We start from the raw sequence: 16,456 nt of genomic DNA, 5'->3' as shown, positions 1-16,456 counted from the left end.
ATACATATGCTCGCTCGTCGCTTTGCACGCTTTTATGCTTGACCCGTCCTGTGGGCCGGGGCTGCGCTTTTCCAGACACGTACTCCCGCGCCAATGCCCGTGCCGCGCTTAGGATTTTTTCTTGTCCGAATAGGGGCATCCCGCACAGCCGCTTCGGCTGCGGTTGCATTCGCTGCAGCCTACGCATTCGCCCTTTTTCCGCTTTTTCACGATATATGTGATTGCCGCCGCCACCGCGGCAAGGATTACAACAATCAAAATAATATCGGCCATATTCCATCACCCGCCTAAAATGAGCGAGCCCACCTGGAAAATGATGAACGCCACCACCCAGGCCGCAAGGGTCTGGTAAATGATCGTAAGCACCGCGTTCTTCCCGCCAAGCTCGCGTTTTGTCGTTGCGACTGCGGCGATGCATGGCATATACAGCAAAACGAACGCCAGGAACGAATATGCGGAAAGCGGCGTGAAAAGCGTTGTCAGCATCTGTTCGCCTCCGGTCAGTACCGACAATGTACTTATAACCGTTTCCTTAGCGGTTAAACCGGTAATAAGCGCGGTAGAGGCCTGCCAGTTGCCGAAGCCGAGCGGCGTGAATACCGGGGCGACGGCCCGGCCGATCCCCGCGAGAATGCTCTGGCTGTTGTCCGTCACAAAGTTAAACTGGAAATCGAACGATTGCAGGAACCAGATGACAATGCTTGCAAGGAAAATAATGGTGAACGCGCGCACCAGGAAATCCTTGGCCTTTTCCCACATGTGCAGCAGCACGCTTTTGGGGGAGGGCAGGCGGTACGCGGGCAGCTCGAGCACAAACGGCACGGGGTTGCCCTTGAAAAGAGTCTTTTTGAATAATAACCCGGTTAAAATGGCGACCACGATTCCCAGCAGGTAAAGCGAGATCATCACAAGCGCCTGGTTTTGCGTGAAAAACGCCGCGGTAAACAGCGCGTAAATGGGAACCTTTGCGCCGCACGACATAAACGGCGTAATCAGGATGGTAAGCTTCCTGTCCCGTTCGCTCGCCAGCGTTCGCGCCGACATAATCGCCGGGACGCTGCATCCGAACCCAATCAGCATCGGCACAAACGACCGTCCCGAAAGCCCGATTTTACGCAGCGAGCTGTCCATCACGAACGCCACGCGCGCCATATATCCTGAATCCTCGAGGATTGAGAGGAAGAAAAACAGGATCACAATCACGGGCAGGAACGAAAGCACCGTGCCCACGCCGGTAAATACGCCGTCGATCAGGAAAGAGTGCATCCACAGGGAAACGCCCGCATTCGTAAGCGCCGCGTCAACCGTGTCCGTCACAAAGGCAATCCCTTCCTCGAATGCGCCGGATAAAAAGCCGCCGATGGGCCCGAACGTCAGGTAAAAAATAAATGCCATAATGCCGATAAAAATAGGAATGGCCCAAATTTTATGGGTCAGTATCCTGTCAATCTTTATGGAACGCTGCATTTCGCGGGTGCCGCTTTTTTCGGAAACGCAGTCGTCGTACAGCTGTTCGATAAACTGGTAGCGCATATCGGCGAGGGCCGCCTCGCGGTCGGTTCCCGTGCCTTCTTCCATCTGGTCGATGATGTGCTGCAGAATATCCTTGTCCGATTCGTCGAGCTCAAGCACCTCTTCAAGGGGCGCGTCGCCCTCGATCAGCTTGGATGCCGCAAACCGCGCGGGATACCCTGCCGCCGCCGCGTGATCCTCGATCAGGTGCTTGGCGGCATGGAGCGCCTTGTGCACCTCGCCCTCGCAAAAGTCCGTGCGTTCGGGCAGCTGGCGGGCCTTTATCACGCGCCGCAGCTCCTCCACCAGTTCTTCCACGCCCTGGTTTTTGGCGGCGGAAATCGGCACGACGGGCACGCCGAGCTCTTCGCTCAATTTTTTGATGTCAATCGAGATGCCGCTTGCGCGCACCTCATCCATCATGTTGAGGGCAATCACCATCGGATGGCCAAGCTCGATTAATTGCAGCGTCAGGTAAAGGTTGCGCTGGAGGTTGGTTGCGTCCACAATGTTGAGGATTGCGTCCGGGTTTTGTTTGATAATAAAATCGCGCGAAACGATCTCTTCGGGCGTATAGGGGGAAAGGGAATAGATACCGGGCAAATCCACGACAGACATATCCTTCTCGCCCTTGATCCGGCCTTCCTTGTGTTCCACCGTAACGCCGGGGAAATTTCCCACATGCTGGCTGGAACCCGTAAGCTGGTTGAATAATGTGGTTTTGCCGCAGTTTTGGTTCCCGGCAAGCGCAATCAGTATGCTCATGCGGTGCGGCCTCCCCTGCGGTGATGGCTGCGCGCGCATTCCCCCGCCGCGTTGCCGGTCAGTATTTCGATTTCGGCCGCGTCGTCCTTCCTGAGCGTAAGCTGGTATCCGCGGATGTGTATTTCAATCGGGTCGCCGGACGGCGCCATTTTCTGCACCATCACCTGCGTCCCGGGCGTAAGCCCCATCTCAAGCAAGCGCCGCCGGAGCGCGCCCTGCCCCCCTACCGTGCGTATCACGCCGGATTCGCCGGGCTTTAATTCATCAAGCGTATTCATATTGAATCGACCTCCCGGTATTAGCCATAGCTAATACCACTTCGTAAAAGAGGAGTTTGAGGCCCGTTCCCTCGAAACTCCATCCATATCTCTTGTCTCTAATGGTACTGGAAAACATATACATTGTCAATCGGACGCAGCCGTATTTCCACGAAAAATACCGCCGCCCCATAAAAAAAGAGGATGGAAAATCCATCCCCTTATGCCTGCACGCCCCTATGTCACGTCCGCCCCGAACACATACGTCGCCAGCAGCGCGAGCGATTCGCGCATATAAGAGGGCGGCGCGGTGTAAAGCAGCGTCCGCCACGCAAGGCCGTGCACGTCCGTCATGCCCACGGCCTCCGCGTTCAGGTAGCCGCGCAGGATATGGTAATCGTTGGTGACGAATACGGTCGAATAATTTCCTTCGCCGAACCGTCCGTCGAGTATTTTTTTCGAGTTGGCAAAATTCTGGTGCGTGCTGGTGGATTGGTCTTCCATAAGGATGCGGCCTTCGTCAATCCCCCGGGCCACGAGATAATCGCGCATGGCCTGCGCCTCGGGAATCTCCTCCTGCGGCCCCTGCCCGCCGCTTACGACAATCACGGCCTCCGGGTTCCGCTGTGCATATTCCATCGCCGTGTCAAGCCGCCGCGCGAGCGTGTCCGAAGGCTCCTTTCCCTTAAGCGCCGCGCCCAGCACCAGTACCGCGTCCGCGTTTTCAGGCGGCGCGGTGTTTGCCGCCATACCCATCCTAATGCCAAACACCGTGAAAACGCCGATCAGGAACAGGTAGCCGATAATGAAAATCCATTTGACAACCCTGCCTGCGCCGTGGGAAAACCATTGGTTAAAAAATGGCGCAAAAATCCCGTAAATCAAAAGGGGCAGCCCGAGGAGCCCGGGCAGTATGTTGCCGAGGTTGAAGTTATTTACGCTCAAAAGTACGCCGGAATAGGCCACGAGCAGCAGCCCGAGCGCCAGCAGCACGATGCGCAGCAATTTCAATGATTTTTTTTTCTTCATAGGCCCGCCTCGTTTTTCTGTTATCATACAAGGCAAAAAAAGAGGTGTCAACCGAATGCGCCGTATGTTAATGAAACTTTCATAATATGCGGGCGCGCTTCGCCCCGGCACAACGCGCCGGTCTTTTATGCACAAAAAAGGGCAGGAAGCCTGCCCCGGATAACTATTTCTGCGATTTTTCCTTTACCACGCCCTCGCGGTATGCGGTAAGAAGCGCGTTCAGGTCGTCGATATCCCGCTGAAGCGCGCGCCCCACGTCTGTTTCGCCCACCGTAATGCGCGCCTGCGCCGTGTCGAACACCACATAGGTGGAAAGGATGTCCCGGTTGCTTTTCACCGCGTCTGAAAGCCCGGAAAACGGCTCGTGTGACACAAGGCGGATGCCGTAGGAATTGTAGAACATCGTGTATCCCGCAATCCCCGTCTGCTCCTGGTACGCCCGGCAAAATCCCCCGTCGATCACGATGGCTTTCCCGCCGCCGCGCACAGGCAGCTCGCCCTCGCGCGCCCGTACGGGCACGTGCCCGTTCACTATGTGCGAATATTGCCCCGTAAGCCCGAATTCCGCGAGGATTTTCCCGCACATCTCCGGGTCCTCGATAAACCGGTAATAAGGGTCCTTTTCTTCCTTCCACGCGGCCTTGTCGTCAATAAACATGCGCTCAAACGTGGCGATTTTCGACCGCCCGAACAACGGCGAGCGCCTTCCGCACCACAAATACCACAGGAAATCCCTGCCGTCCTGCCGCGCCGCCGTGCCGTCCTTGGCATAATATCCCTGCCGGGCAAGCGCGTCCGCATAATCCATCAGCGCCTTGCCGGAAAGCTTTTTCCCGCCCGTATCAAATTCGTAAAACGAACCGTCCTCCGTCATGGGGATGCATCCGTGGAACAGCAGGTTTCCGTTGAACGTAAGGTAAAGGCTGCCCCGCGAAAACAAAAACTTCACGTGCCGCTGGAGCTTCTCGCTCTGCGTAAACGAATAAATCAGCTGCGCCATTACCTCCGCCTCGCCGGGCGTCAGGTCGTAAGGATGCTCCGGGTTTATGGTGGGGAAGTCGTGGTCGTTCAAAGCATACCTTGTGCCGTCCACCGTCACGGTCATATCCGAAAAATCGATCCTGCCGAGAAGCATCCGGTCCTCCATGCCATATTCCGGGTGCCGCATAACCACCTGCCCTTCCAGCTTGAACTGGATGATGGCAATGGCTTTGTGCATATGGTCGAGGAGGTCGGTGTCGTCCGTATAGGTTTCCTGCGCAAACAGGGCGAGCGGCCGCAGGTTGATGCCGTACGCCGTTTCCACAAAGTCGATGTTGGAATATTTCGTGCTGATGTTGAGCACGCATGCAATGCACGCGCCGCTCCCGGCGGCGGCGCCCATCCATAAAATGTCGTGGTTGCCCCACTGGATATCCACCGCGTGGTGCGCCATCAGCTTGTCGAGGATCACATCCGCGTGCGGCCCGCGGTCAAATACGTCGCCCACGATGTGCAGATGGTCCACCACCAGCCGCTTGATAACGGACGCAAGCGCAATAATAAACGCATCCGCCCGCCCGATGTCGGTAATTGTGGAAATGATGTGCTCGTAATAGCCCTGTTTGTCCTTGTCGTCCGCGGACGTGTGCAAAAGCTCGTCGATAATGTATTCAAAATCCCGCGGCAGGGCCTTCCTCACCTTGGAGCGCGTGTATTTGGACGCGCACAGGCGGCACACCTCGATCATTCGGTACAGCGTGATCTGGTACCATTCGTCGTCAATTTCCCGGCGCAGCTCCTCCAGCTTGCGGTCGGGATAGTAAATCAGCGTGCACAGCTCGGTCCGCTCCCGCGAGGACAGCGTTTTTTCAAACAGCATGTCCACCTTCTCGCGGATCACGCCCGACGCGTTGTTAAGGATGTGGCAGAACGCCTCGTCCTCCCCGTGGATATCGCTCACAAAATGCTCCGTGCCCTTGGGCAGGTTCAGGATGGCGTTCAGGTTGATAATCTCCGTGCACGCCGCCTGCACCGTGGGATATTTCTGTGATAAAAGCTCCAAATATTTAACGTCCGGTTTCGGCATGGTTTTACGTTTCCCCTTGAATCAGGTATTTTGATGTGATTTTGCAGTGGATATTCACAACTACCATATAGTTTAACCCAAAATTTGTGAAATAGGAATGAATTTTATCAATTTATTGTCCTGAAATTATGATATAATGGCGTAGATGTAAGAAGGAGTGAACAATGGACCTGTTTCAAAATAATGAGTACCTGCTGTTTGACGGCGCAATGGGCACCTACCTTGCGGAAAAATACGAGGGAAGCGTCAACCGCTGCGAGGTGACCAACCTGAAGCACCCGGAACGCGTCACCAGCGTCCACCGGGAATATATCGCGGCGGGGGCGCGCGCCATCAAAACGAATACGTTCAGCGCGAATACGTTCTCGATCGGCGAAGACCTTGAAACGGTGTTGCGCGTGGTCGACGCGGGCTGCGCGTGCGCAAGGGAAGCGGCGGATGAAGATACGCTTATTTTCGCGAGCATGGGCCCTATCCTCTACGACGACCAAAAGCGGTGCGACCTTGAGCGGCAGGAGATCATCAACCGTTTCCTTGGAAACGGCGTGAAATGCTTTCTCTTTGAAACCTTTGCCGAACCGTCCGTGCTCATCCGCGCGGCCCGGTATGTAAAGGAACGCTGCCCGGATGCCTATGTAATCTGCGAATGCACGGTTGCGCCGGACGGATATACCCAAAGCGGTATTTCCGCGCAGGGCGCGATCAACATGATGAAAGACGTGGGCGAAATCGACGCGTACGGCTTCAACTGCACATGCGGCCCCATGCACATGGCCCATATTGCCAAAACGACGGATTTTTACGGGAAGACGGTCTCCATTATGCCGAACGCGGGCTATCCTACGATGGAAGCCGGACGCACCGTGTTCAAAAGCACGCCGGATTATTTCGCGGGCCAGCTCAAAAAAAGCTATCTGGCGGGCGTGCGCATCCTCGGCGGCTGCTGCGGCACCACTCCCGTGCATATCCGCGCGGCAAAGGAGGCGCTTTCAAAGCCGTCCCAAGCCCCCGGGAAGCCGAACGAAAAAATAGAAATCCACGCTCCCGGGCGGGAAGAAGCCCCGCGGGTTTTCCACGGCAAGCCCGTGGCGGTGGAGCTCGATTCCCCGCTCGACGCGGACGGCACGTTTTTTGTCGACGCGGCGCAGAAGCTTAAGGCCGCGGGGGCGGATTATATCACGGTGGCGGACTGCCCCATCGGGCGCGCCCGTGCGGACAGCAGTATGCTTGCCGCCATGCTCAAAAGCCAGTACGGGATCGAAACGCTGCCGCACCTCACCTGCCGCGACAGGAACCTCAACGCCTCCAAGGCGCTGCTCCTCGGGCTTTCCCTGCAAGGGGTGCGCAATGTGCTCGTGGTAACGGGCGATCCCATCCCCAACAACCGCCGGGGTGAAATCAAAAGCGTTTTCCAGTTCAATTCCGTGCTGTATGCGGATTTTATCCGCGACCTCAACCGCACGGTGTTTGCGGGCAAGCCCTTCCGCATCATGGGCGCGCTCAACGTAAACGCGGCCAATTTTGATGCGGAGCTTAAAAAAGCGCATAAAAAGGAAAAAGCGGGCATCACCTGTTTCCTTACGCAGCCTGTGTACGACGGGCGCGCGGCGGAAAACCTCGTGCGGGCAAAAAAGGAACTCGCGTCCGACCTGTGGGCGGGAATCATGCCCGTGGTCAGCTATAAAAACGCCTGCTTTATCAATAACGAGCTCGCGGGCATCGAAATCCCGGCGGCCCTGTGCGAGCGGTTCAAAAACACGGACCGGGAACAGGCGGCGGATATCGCGGTGGAAACGGCGCTTTCCTCCGTGGAAATGGTAAAAGGTACGGCGGACGGCTATTATGTCATCACGCCGCTCCGGCGCGCGGATATCGTGTGCCGTATTATAAAGGAGCTGAAAGCATGATTGTAATCGGAGAAAAACTCAACAGTTCAATTCCTTCCACCCTCGAGGGGCTGAACGGGAAAAACGAAGACTTTGTCGCCGGCCTCGCGCAGCGCCAGGGCGCGGCGGGCGCGCAGTACCTCGACCTTAACACCGGAATGTGTGAAAATGAAAGTGAAATGCTGGTCTGGGCGGCAACGGCCGCGCTCAAAGCCGCGCCGGAATGCGCCCTCATGGCGGATTCGACAAGCCCCGAAGCATTGCGTTACCTGTTTGAGCATGTAGAGCTTAAGAATGCGGCCATCAATTCCGTAACGCTCGAGGAAGACCGCCTTTCCGGCGTGCTTCCGCTCGTGCGGGAATTTAAAACGGCCATCGTCGGCATGCCGATCGACGGGGACGGCATTCCCAAAACGGCGGAACGGCGCGTGGAAAACGCGCGCAGGCTGATCGGGATACTGCGTGAAAACGGCTCCGAAGACAAGGATATCTATATTGATATCGTCGTGGAAGCCGCCGCAACCGGCTGGGACGCGCCCGTAAAAGCGCTCGACGCCGCCCAGGCCCTGCGCGGGGAATTCCCGGACGTACACCTGCTCGTAGGCCTTTCCAACGTGTCCTTTGGCCTGCCCCGGCGCGGCCTCATCAACCAGACGTTCCTTGCCTGCGCGATGGCGCGGGGCGTGGACGCGGCCATCATGGATATCACGAATCCCACGATGAAGCTCCACCTCAGGGCCGCGGAAATGCTGCTGGGACGGGACGAATATTGCATGGAATACCTGAACGCCTACCGGGAAACGGAAAATGGAAATAACGCCTGAATCCGCGGGACGCCCGCGGCAAGTGTGCAGGAAGTGCAGGTTTTCTTATGAATCGATGCAAAATCACGGTTCTCAAAAAAACATTCGATGAAGAGCTCGCGCGCGAATACGGCGCGGAAGGGCTTACGCCCTGTCCCATGCTCCGCGAGGGGCAGGTGTTTTATGCGGACTACGCAAAGCCCGAGGGCTTTTGCGACGAGGCGTGGAAAGCCATATACCAGTATGTGTTCGCGCTTTCCCACGGCGCGGGCAGCGGGCTTTTCTATTATGGGGACTGGATCAGGCAGCCGGGCGTCGCCATTTGCAGCTGTAACGACGGGCTCCGCCCCGTAATTTTCAAAATTGAAGCCACCGGCAGGGAATCGGAAATCGATTACGAGCCGGTGTAAAATCCAAAGCATCCCCAAACAGGCTTCCCGCCCTCCGGCGGGAAGCCCGTTTTTTGTTAAACCGCCATGCGGATCGAAACGGCGGCCGATACCGCCGCCATCAGAAGGAGCGGAACCGTGCCGACGATATAGCTTGCGCTGCCGCCGAGGTTGTAATAAACGACGTAACAAATAAGCGAAGCCGCTGCCGCCGCCATAGTCACGGCGATAAAAGCGATTGCCGTCCCCAAAGGGAAAATCCCCGACCCGTAAAGCGCGTTCACAACCGAAAGCGCCAGCACGGTCCAGCCGACAATCAGGAAAAGCTCCACCGTCACCGGGCGCTTTAAAAGCAGGAACGTAATTGCAAAAAGAATGAAATATGCGGCGAGCCCGCCCCATAAAATCCATTTTCCGGGCATAAGGGCGCCGCTTACCGCGGCCGTGCTGATGCCGCGGATCGAAAAAACCACAGTCAAAATCCCCGCGATAAAGGCCGGGACCAGCAGCCAGCCCGACCTCATCCCCTTCACGGCCCCCGCGGGCCTGAAAGCAAGCAGCCACCACGCAAGGTAAAACGCGCAGCACACGACAAGCAAAATATTGCCCCAGAAAATCTGCTTTGCAGAAAGATCAAAACCGGAATACATAAACCATCATCCCTTCCAAGGTCTCTTAATTACCTATCTATAATCCGAATGGAAACGCGGCAAACCGTTAAACGCCGCCGCGCAGGATTCACCTGCGGAACTCCGAAGGCGTTTTCCCGAAGTGGTTTTTAAATGCGCGCTGGAAGCTGCGCACATCGTTGAAGCCCACAAAAAAAGCAATTTCCTGGATGGGCATATCGGTGGTTTTCAGCATCTCGCAGGCATGGCTCAGCTTTTGGCGGATAAATACCTTATACAATGTGTTGCCGGTATATTGCTTTATCAGCCGCTGGATGTGCCCGCCGCTGTAATTGAATCTGCGGCTCAGCTCATCCAGCGTCACCGTTTTGTAGTGGCGGGAGATGTAGTCCATCATGTCGATCAATACGGACTGGTCTTTTTTTGCATCCATAATTTCCAGGTTGGGAAGATGGTGCTTTATGATATGCAGGCAAAGCCACTGGAACATGATGTTGAGCGCTTTTGCGGTATAACTGTCGTTTTTGCGCGATTCCCTGTAAATGCTGTCCACGATTTTTTTCAGCCGTTTATCGCCCGCGGTAACGAACCGCAGGTAGGTGTCGTGCCTGTTGTTGTAAATGGTTTCCACGAAAAACGAGGAGAGAAGGTCGTTGTGGTTCAAAAGCGATAAAAACACTGTGTCAAAGGTAGAGCAGCGGATCATGATGTGGAATACGATACAGTCGTCGCTGGTAATGCATGTGCGGTGGTAGGTGTCCGGCGCAAGTATGAATAAATCGCCCTCCATAAGAGAGTAAGGCGCTTCGTCCACATAGTGGGTGCAGTTGCCGCTGTAGAGGTAAATAAACTCGATAAAATCATGCGTATGGTTGTGCACGGGCATATAGCGCGGGCTGTGCGTAATCCATACGTCCTGCCCCCGCGGGATCAGCATATCCTCCTGGTATTTGGGAATGCTGTTCAGAAAAACGACAAGGTAATCTTCCGGGAAAGCCAAGGGGTCGGTATATTTGCTGTAAAATGCCGCATCCAGCTTGTGGTTGCGTTCATAATGTTCCTTGCAAAGCAATTCAACTTCGCTGAGTTTAATTTTCATATCTGGAAAAACCCGCTTTTTTTTCAGTATAGCGCACCCGGTTGCAAATTCAAATAAAAAAAGTAAGAAATGTTTGTTTTTGTCATGTAGCTTGTATAAATCTGCCATTTTTTAACATATTTTAATTGCTAGAATGAAAGCATCCCAAATATAATTTCATATTTGCTATTCCAAAATTCCAAAAAAAGGAGAGAAAAAATGATTGCCAGAGGAATTGATGTAAAATTGAACGTCAGGCCCGTTATGGTCGGGCTGGTGCACGAGGAGTATTATGAAGGGCCCTGCCGCTTCGGCGGCGGCGAAGGACTGCAGGTGGGTTATGACGCGCTTGTTTTGCAGCAAATGTTCAAGGATTTCCAGGCGGAACTGGAAGAAAACGTAATCCCCGAAACCAACCTAATGGAGCCGATCTATGTGGAACGCACGGACAGCTGGTTCAGCAAAGAGGAAATGTTTGAAAAAATGGCGGCCGATATGGACGACGTGGATTTCTATATCTTCCATACCTTTATGGGCCGCAACGACATCGTGATAGAATTTGCGCAGCGGTATAATAAACCGTTCGCCGTCCTTCCCACCATCTGCTGCGAGGTAGCCGCCATCAGCGCGGCGACGCGCGCAAGGGGCCTGGAATCCTACTGCGCCCTCAGCTGGGATAAATTGCGCGTTATCATGCAGGCGCAGCTCATCCGCAAGGTGCTGCGCAAAATGAACGTGCTGCTGGTGACGAGGATGAATTCCACCGTCTCCTACAGCAGCATAGATTCCTTCCTGTGCCTCGACCATGTGACGCAAAAGCTGGGTGTGAAATTCCGTTATAAGAATTTCCACGAATTCGTGGACCAGATGAGCCCCGCGCTGCCGGGCGGGAATCCCACGACGCCGGGCCGCAAAACGCCCGACCTCACGGACGAGGATAAGGCCGCGATCGAAAAACTGGCGGACGAGCTCCTGAAGGACGCAAAGTATGTGGACGTATCGCGTGATTTTGTTGTAAAATCACTGACGGCCTACCAGACGGTATTTAAAAACCTTGACCTTTACGACTGCAACGCTTTCACCGTCCCCTGCCCGGACACCTGCTCCACGCGTCGGCTGAATGAGGAACAGTTCACCTTCTGCATGACGCATTCCCTGCTGAACGAGAAGGGCATTCCCTCGGCGTGCGAATACGACATCAACGCGGTTGTCAGCATGATGATACTAATTACGGCGGCGCGCGGCGCGGCCTATCTGGGCAACGTGGTGGCGCTGAACTCGGACCAAAACGGCAAGGTGGATTTTGACGTCGACATGTTCGGCGGCCTGCCGTGGACAACCAAGGAAGACCTCGACCTGATCGAAGACCAGCGCAATATCTGCATCTCCGAGCATTCCGTCCCCAACAGGAAAATGAACGGCTTTAACAATGAAATAGGCGAATATGCGCTGAACCACTTTGCGGTAGACCAGGGCTTTGGCGCGGTTATGCGCTACGACTTCAAGGCGGATATCGGCACGGACATCACCATTGCCAAATTCTCGCCCGACCTGAAAAAAATGTTCATTGCAAAGGGCAAGGTCGTCAGCGGCGGGGGCTTTGAAGAATGCAACTGTGCCACCTCTGTGCTTTTCAGCGTAAAGGACATCGAATTGTTCCGCGAAGGCCAGCTCTATGTGGGCAACCATATCCCGCTGGTGTACGGCGACCATGTGGAGGTCCTGACCACATTCTGCAAAATGATGGGCATCGAACCGGTATTGGCATAACATTGCCGGGCGGGAGATAAAAAATGGATGAAAACCTGAAACAAAGGCTGCTGTCCTCCAAAGAGAACGCGGACAGGGAAATTGCCAAAATAAACGCGGCGGGCGAGGTAACGGAGGAAACCGTATACCGGTACCTGCGGCCATATATCCTGTACAAATTTTTGCTGGATGGGGAAGAACGGCTGCCGGAGGATTTTACCGGGCTGGTAAAACTCAGCATTGCCCGGACTGCGAAGATAGACCCCGCCCTGCTGAAAGACTTGCAGCGGGCGCAGAAATGCACCAGCGCATCTTCTGTGGCCATCAAAAAGGTGCTGCTGTTCCTGGACATACAAAGACAGCTGGGAATTACATTCGATCCGGAGAAAACGACGGACATCGGCAGCCTCCGCGATTTGGCGCGGCTGGTGTTCGATAAACTGCAGGAGCAAAAGCCATGAAAACACAGGAAGAGCTGCGGCGCGATTTTCCGCTGCTGCAGCGCAGGGTTTATGGAAGACAGCTGGTGTACCTCGACAATGCCGCCACGACGCAGCTCCCCGGCCGGGTGATGGATGCGATGTGCGGGCATATGCGGAAAAGCAACGCCAACGTCCACCGCGGCGCCTATTGCCTGAGCGAAGAATCCACCCGCCTGCTGGAGCAGGCGCGGGAAAAGGTCTGCGGCTATTTGGGTGCGCACGGCGCGGGGGAAATTGTGTTTACCGGCGGCACGACGGATAGCGTCAATATGGTTGCGCGCGGGCTGGAACCCGGTTTAACGGAGGGCGACGAGATCGTTGTGTCCAGCCTGGAGCACCATTCCAACTTTGTCCCGTGGCAGCAGCTTGCGGCGCGCCGGGGCTGCGCCTTCCGTGTCGTTCCCTGCCCGGATGGGGAGTTTGATATGCGGGCCTTTGAAGCGGTGCTGGGCGAAACCACAAAGGTAGTGGCGGTGGCTTCTGTTTCCAACCTGACGGGAAGCGTGCTGCCCATCGCTGAAATTACCCGGAAAGCGCATGAAAAGGGCGCCGTGGTGGTGGTGGACGGCGCGCAGGCCGTGCGCCACAGGCCGGGGGACATACGCGAATCCGGATGCGATTTTTATTGCTTCTCCGCGCATAAGATGTGCGGGTGCAGCGGGATCGGCGTATTATACGGAAAACGCGCCCGGATGGAAACGCTGTCGCCGACTGCCTTTGGCGGGGGAATGGTTAAAACGGTAACGCCCCATAATACCACTATGGAAGAACTGCCCTACAGGCTGGAAGCGGGGACGCCGAATTTTATCGGCGCTTCCGCCTTGGGGGCGGCCGTGGATTACCTGAAGGAAACCGGCGCGGACGAAATCGCGCGGATAGAGCGAGCCCTCACGGCGCAGCTGTGGGAACGGCTTGGAGCGGTGGACGGCGTGCGCATCCTCGGCAGCCCGGAAAAACGCGAGGGAATCGTCTCTTTCGTAGTGAAGGGCGTCCATTCCTACGACATCGCCGCCCTTCTGGATAAGCAGGGAGTGGCGGTGCGCAGCGGCACGCATTGCGCCCAGGTCGCCCTGCGGGAGCTCGGCGCGCAGCATGCCGTACGGGCGTCGGTCGCCTTTTACAATACGGAAGAAGAAATCGATATTCTTTGCAGGGCGCTCGAAAAAAGCATACGGATGCTGAAGAGCTATGGTGGCGGGTTATGACAATAAAGGAACAGGAAACGCAGCTGATCGACGATTTTGCCGACCTCGGCGACGAAATGCTGCAATATGAATATTTGCTGAACCTTTCCTGCGGGCTGGATATCCTAGCGGAAGGAGAGCGGAACGAAGCCAATCAGGTGGAGGGCTGCCAAAGCGGCGTCTGGATGGAACTCAGCAAAGAAAACGGAAGGCTGCATATGCGCGCGTACAGCGATTCGCTGATTGTCAGGGGAATCCTGGCAATGATCGGCCTGCTGCTGGAAAACCGACGGCCGGGTGAAATAGCAAACCACCGGTTTCGCTTCCTGCAGGAAACCTTCCTGAAAGACCAGCTCTCTGCGGAACGGTCGGGCGGCATTCGCTCGGTTTTGGATAAAATCCTCCGGTTCTGCAAGTAACGCCGCGCGGCACGCCCTTCCCGCCGCGGGCGCGGAACGGAATTCACAAAATATTAACGTCTCAAACGACGCGATTCAGCGGTATTCTGTTGAATCTGCGCCTTTTTTATACTATAATTGAACTCTAAAGGCAAAAGGAGTAACAATGTTCAATAATAATACGGTAGTAACGGTCCCCTATGGGATTTTAAGCAATAAAGTGGAAAACGGAGTCGTGGTGGCCCACCTTTCGGACCTCCACGAAAAGGAATTCGGGCAGGATAACGGCCAGTTGTTTGACAAGGTGGCGCAGGTCGAGCCGGACATCATCGCCGTCACGGGCGATATGGTGGCGCACGAAAACCAAAAAGAGGTCGACGCGGTCTATACGCGGCGGTTTGCCCGCGGCCTCGCGGAAATTGCCCCCACCTATTTCGTGACGGGCAACCACGAGCGCAATTTCGGCGGGCGTGTCGAGCATATCATGGAAGAGCACGGCATTATGGTGCTGCACGCGGGCGATATGGCCCGTGTCACCGTGGGCAAAAGCGAGGTCAACCTCTCAGGCATGGACGACGTTTCGTTCGACCATGTGGACGTGCGGGAATCGGTCGGCGTGTTCGAGCGGGAGCGCCGGGGCTTTAACATATTCCTCGCGCACCGGCCGGAATATTATCCGCTCTATCTCCACAAAAACATCGACCTCGTGCTCTCTGGGCACACCCACGCCGGGCAGATTCGCTTCCCGAAAATCGGGACGATCGCCATGAACGGGCAGGGCTTTATGCCGAAATATGTGCAGGGCGAATTCACGGACGGCGCGACCACAATGATTATCAGCCGCGGCCTCGGGGCCAGCGGCTACCCGAAAATCAGGATCAACAACCCGCCGGAGCTGGTAGCGGTGTATATCGAGCCGGACCCGGGCGAGTTGCAATAAAGTTTAAACAAGAGGAAATCAGCATGGAAAAGAGACCGTTTGTCACAAAGGAAAAACTGGAGGAAATTGCGGCCAAATATCCCACGCCCTTTCACCTGTATGATGAAAAGGGCATCCGGGAAAACGCCCGGCGCATGAACGAGGCGTTCTCGTGGAACAAGGGCTTCCGCGAATATTTCGCGGTAAAAGCGACGCCCAATCCCGTCCTCATGAAAATATTGAAAGAGGAAGGATGCGGGGTGGATTGCTCCTCCTATACGGAGCTTATGCTTTCGGATGCGTGCGGTTTCCAAGGCCCGGACATCATGTTTTCCTCCAACGACACCCCGCCGGAGGATTTCAGGCTGGCCAGGAAGCTCGGCGCGGTCATCAACCTCGACGACCTCACGCATGTGGATTTTTTAAACGAGGTGGCGGGCATCCCGGAAACCATTTGCTGCCGGTATAACCCGGGCGGCACCTTCCGCACCGCCAACGGCATTATGGATAATCCGGGCGAGGCCAAGTACGGCATGACGTACGACCAGATGGTGCAGGCTTACAAAAAGCTTAAGAAGCTGGGCGCGAAGCGCTTCGGCATCCATGCGTTCCTTGCGAGCAACACCCAAACAGGGGAATATTATCCCGAGCTCGCGCGGATACTGTTCGGGCTTGCGGCAGCGCTCCGGGACGAGACGGGCGCGGACATCCGTTTTGTCAACCTTTCGGGCGGCGTGGGCATTCCCTATACGCCGGAGGGCGAGCCTGTCGACATCCTCAAGGTGGGCGGGGGCGTCCGGGAAGCGTTCCAGGAGGTGCTTGTGCCCGCGGGCATGGGCGATATCGCCGTGTTTACGGAGCTCGGGCGCTTCATGCTGGGGCCGTACGGCTGCCTTGTGACGCGCGCGGTGCATGAAAAACATACCTATAAAGATTACATCGGGGTCGACGCGTGCGCGGCCAACCTCATGCGTCCGGCCATGTACGGGGCCTACCACCACATCACGGTCATGGGCAAGGAAGACGCGCCCTGCGACCATAAATACGATGTGACGGGCGGGCTGTGCGAAAACAACGATAAATTTGCGGTCGACCGCATGCTGCCGAAGATCGATAAAGGGGATTTGCTTGTGCTTCACGATACGGGCGCGCACGGCTTCTCCATGGGTTATAACTATAACGGAAAGCTGCGGAGCGCGGAAATCCTGCTGAAGGAAGACGGCAGCTTCGAACTCATCCGCCGCGCGGAAACGCCGGAAGATTACTTTGCAACGCTCGACTTCCTGAATCTGTTCGGGTAACTGGGAG

The 16,456-nt window shown here is 55.8% G+C and carries 16 protein-coding genes; 9 read left to right on the top strand and 7 right to left on the bottom strand.

Annotated features, from left to right (window positions below; translation table 11 throughout):
• Positions 1-108: 108 nt before the first annotated feature.
• The 5 genes from BBD38_RS14235 to BBD38_RS04020 all read right to left on the bottom strand — a co-directional run bounded on the left by BBD38_RS14235 (position 109) and on the right by BBD38_RS04020 (position 5,631).
• Positions 109-273 carry a FeoB-associated Cys-rich membrane protein gene (locus BBD38_RS14235; RefSeq protein ID WP_082989468.1) on the bottom strand — a complete coding sequence of 55 codons (165 nt, stop codon included), beginning with the start codon at positions 271-273 and terminating at the stop codon, positions 109-111.
• Between the two features lie 6 nt (positions 274-279).
• A complete protein-coding gene (feoB, locus tag BBD38_RS04035; RefSeq protein ID WP_066684873.1) occupies positions 280-2,277 on the bottom strand; it encodes a ferrous iron transport protein B in 1,998 nt (665 codons plus the stop codon).
• Positions 2,274-2,555 (bottom strand): FeoA family protein, encoded by a 282-nt coding sequence (locus tag BBD38_RS04030; RefSeq protein WP_066684872.1) that lies wholly within the window; start codon positions 2,553-2,555, stop codon positions 2,274-2,276. Before BBD38_RS04030 ends, feoB begins: the two co-directional genes overlap by 4 nt.
• Positions 2,556-2,771: 216 nt before the next feature.
• Positions 2,772-3,563 (bottom strand): YdcF family protein, encoded by a 792-nt coding sequence (locus tag BBD38_RS04025; RefSeq protein ID WP_172807754.1) that lies wholly within the window; start codon positions 3,561-3,563, stop codon positions 2,772-2,774.
• A gap of 163 nt (positions 3,564-3,726) precedes the next feature.
• The gene (locus tag BBD38_RS04020) at positions 3,727-5,631 is read right to left on the bottom strand and encodes a fructose-bisphosphatase class III (RefSeq protein WP_066684862.1); all 1,905 of its coding nucleotides are present in this window, start codon (positions 5,629-5,631) and stop codon (positions 3,727-3,729) included.
• A 164-nt stretch (positions 5,632-5,795) separates the two neighbouring features.
• Here BBD38_RS04020 and BBD38_RS04015 point away from each other — a divergent pair, with 164 nt between their 5' ends.
• From BBD38_RS04015 to BBD38_RS04005, 3 genes are read left to right on the top strand one after another with little or no spacing between them, the layout of a single operon-like run.
• Positions 5,796-7,538, top strand: a complete 1,743-nt coding sequence (locus BBD38_RS04015) for a bifunctional homocysteine S-methyltransferase/methylenetetrahydrofolate reductase (protein WP_066684860.1) — start codon at positions 5,796-5,798, stop codon at positions 7,536-7,538.
• Positions 7,535-8,341 (top strand): dihydropteroate synthase, encoded by an 807-nt coding sequence (locus BBD38_RS04010; protein ID WP_066684858.1) that lies wholly within the window; start codon positions 7,535-7,537, stop codon positions 8,339-8,341. Before BBD38_RS04015 ends, BBD38_RS04010 begins: the two co-directional genes overlap by 4 nt.
• A 47-nt stretch (positions 8,342-8,388) precedes the next feature.
• Entirely contained in the window at positions 8,389-8,730 is a 342-nt protein-coding gene (locus tag BBD38_RS04005; protein ID WP_066684856.1) for a TIGR04076 family protein, read from the top strand.
• 56 nt (positions 8,731-8,786) lie between these two features.
• Here BBD38_RS04005 and BBD38_RS04000 read toward each other — a convergent pair whose 3' ends face one another.
• Together BBD38_RS04000 and BBD38_RS03995 are read right to left on the bottom strand one after the other, a co-directional pair.
• Positions 8,787-9,359 (bottom strand): hypothetical protein, encoded by a 573-nt coding sequence (locus BBD38_RS04000; protein ID WP_066684854.1) that lies wholly within the window; start codon positions 9,357-9,359, stop codon positions 8,787-8,789.
• 88 nt (positions 9,360-9,447) lie between these two features.
• Complete coding sequence (locus BBD38_RS03995; protein WP_172807753.1) at positions 9,448-10,437, bottom strand: AraC family transcriptional regulator; 990 nt, start codon at positions 10,435-10,437, stop codon at positions 9,448-9,450.
• Positions 10,438-10,635: 198 nt separating this feature from the next.
• On the opposite strand from BBD38_RS03995, the gene BBD38_RS03990 reads away from it, so the two are divergent.
• From BBD38_RS03990 to BBD38_RS03965, 6 genes are all read left to right on the top strand, one after another.
• Positions 10,636-12,186, top strand: coding sequence for a hypothetical protein (locus tag BBD38_RS03990; RefSeq protein ID WP_066684849.1), 1,551 nt, complete (start codon positions 10,636-10,638; stop codon positions 12,184-12,186).
• A 23-nt stretch (positions 12,187-12,209) separates the two neighbouring features.
• Positions 12,210-12,626, top strand: coding sequence for a hypothetical protein (locus tag BBD38_RS03985; RefSeq protein ID WP_066684846.1), 417 nt, complete (start codon positions 12,210-12,212; stop codon positions 12,624-12,626).
• Positions 12,623-13,852 (top strand): aminotransferase class V-fold PLP-dependent enzyme, encoded by a 1,230-nt coding sequence (locus BBD38_RS03980; RefSeq protein WP_066684843.1) that lies wholly within the window; start codon positions 12,623-12,625, stop codon positions 13,850-13,852. Before BBD38_RS03985 ends, BBD38_RS03980 begins: the two co-directional genes overlap by 4 nt.
• Positions 13,849-14,250, top strand: a complete 402-nt coding sequence (locus tag BBD38_RS03975) for a SufE family protein (RefSeq protein ID WP_066684841.1) — start codon at positions 13,849-13,851, stop codon at positions 14,248-14,250. The genes BBD38_RS03980 and BBD38_RS03975 overlap by 4 nt, the downstream gene beginning before the upstream one ends.
• Before the next feature lie 145 nt (positions 14,251-14,395).
• Entirely contained in the window at positions 14,396-15,169 is a 774-nt protein-coding gene (locus BBD38_RS03970) for a metallophosphoesterase (RefSeq protein ID WP_066684839.1), read from the top strand.
• 23 nt (positions 15,170-15,192) lie between these two features.
• Entirely contained in the window at positions 15,193-16,449 is a 1,257-nt protein-coding gene (locus tag BBD38_RS03965; RefSeq protein WP_066684837.1) for a diaminopimelate decarboxylase, read from the top strand.
• The last annotated feature ends 7 nt before the right edge of the window (positions 16,450-16,456 follow it).

The sequence above is a fragment of the Christensenella intestinihominis genome (assembly GCF_001678845.1).
Taxonomy (GTDB): domain Bacteria; phylum Bacillota; class Clostridia; order Christensenellales; family Christensenellaceae; genus Christensenella; species Christensenella intestinihominis.
The sequence above is the reverse complement of the archived record's forward strand: the minus strand, read 5'-3'. Positions and strand labels throughout refer to the sequence as shown.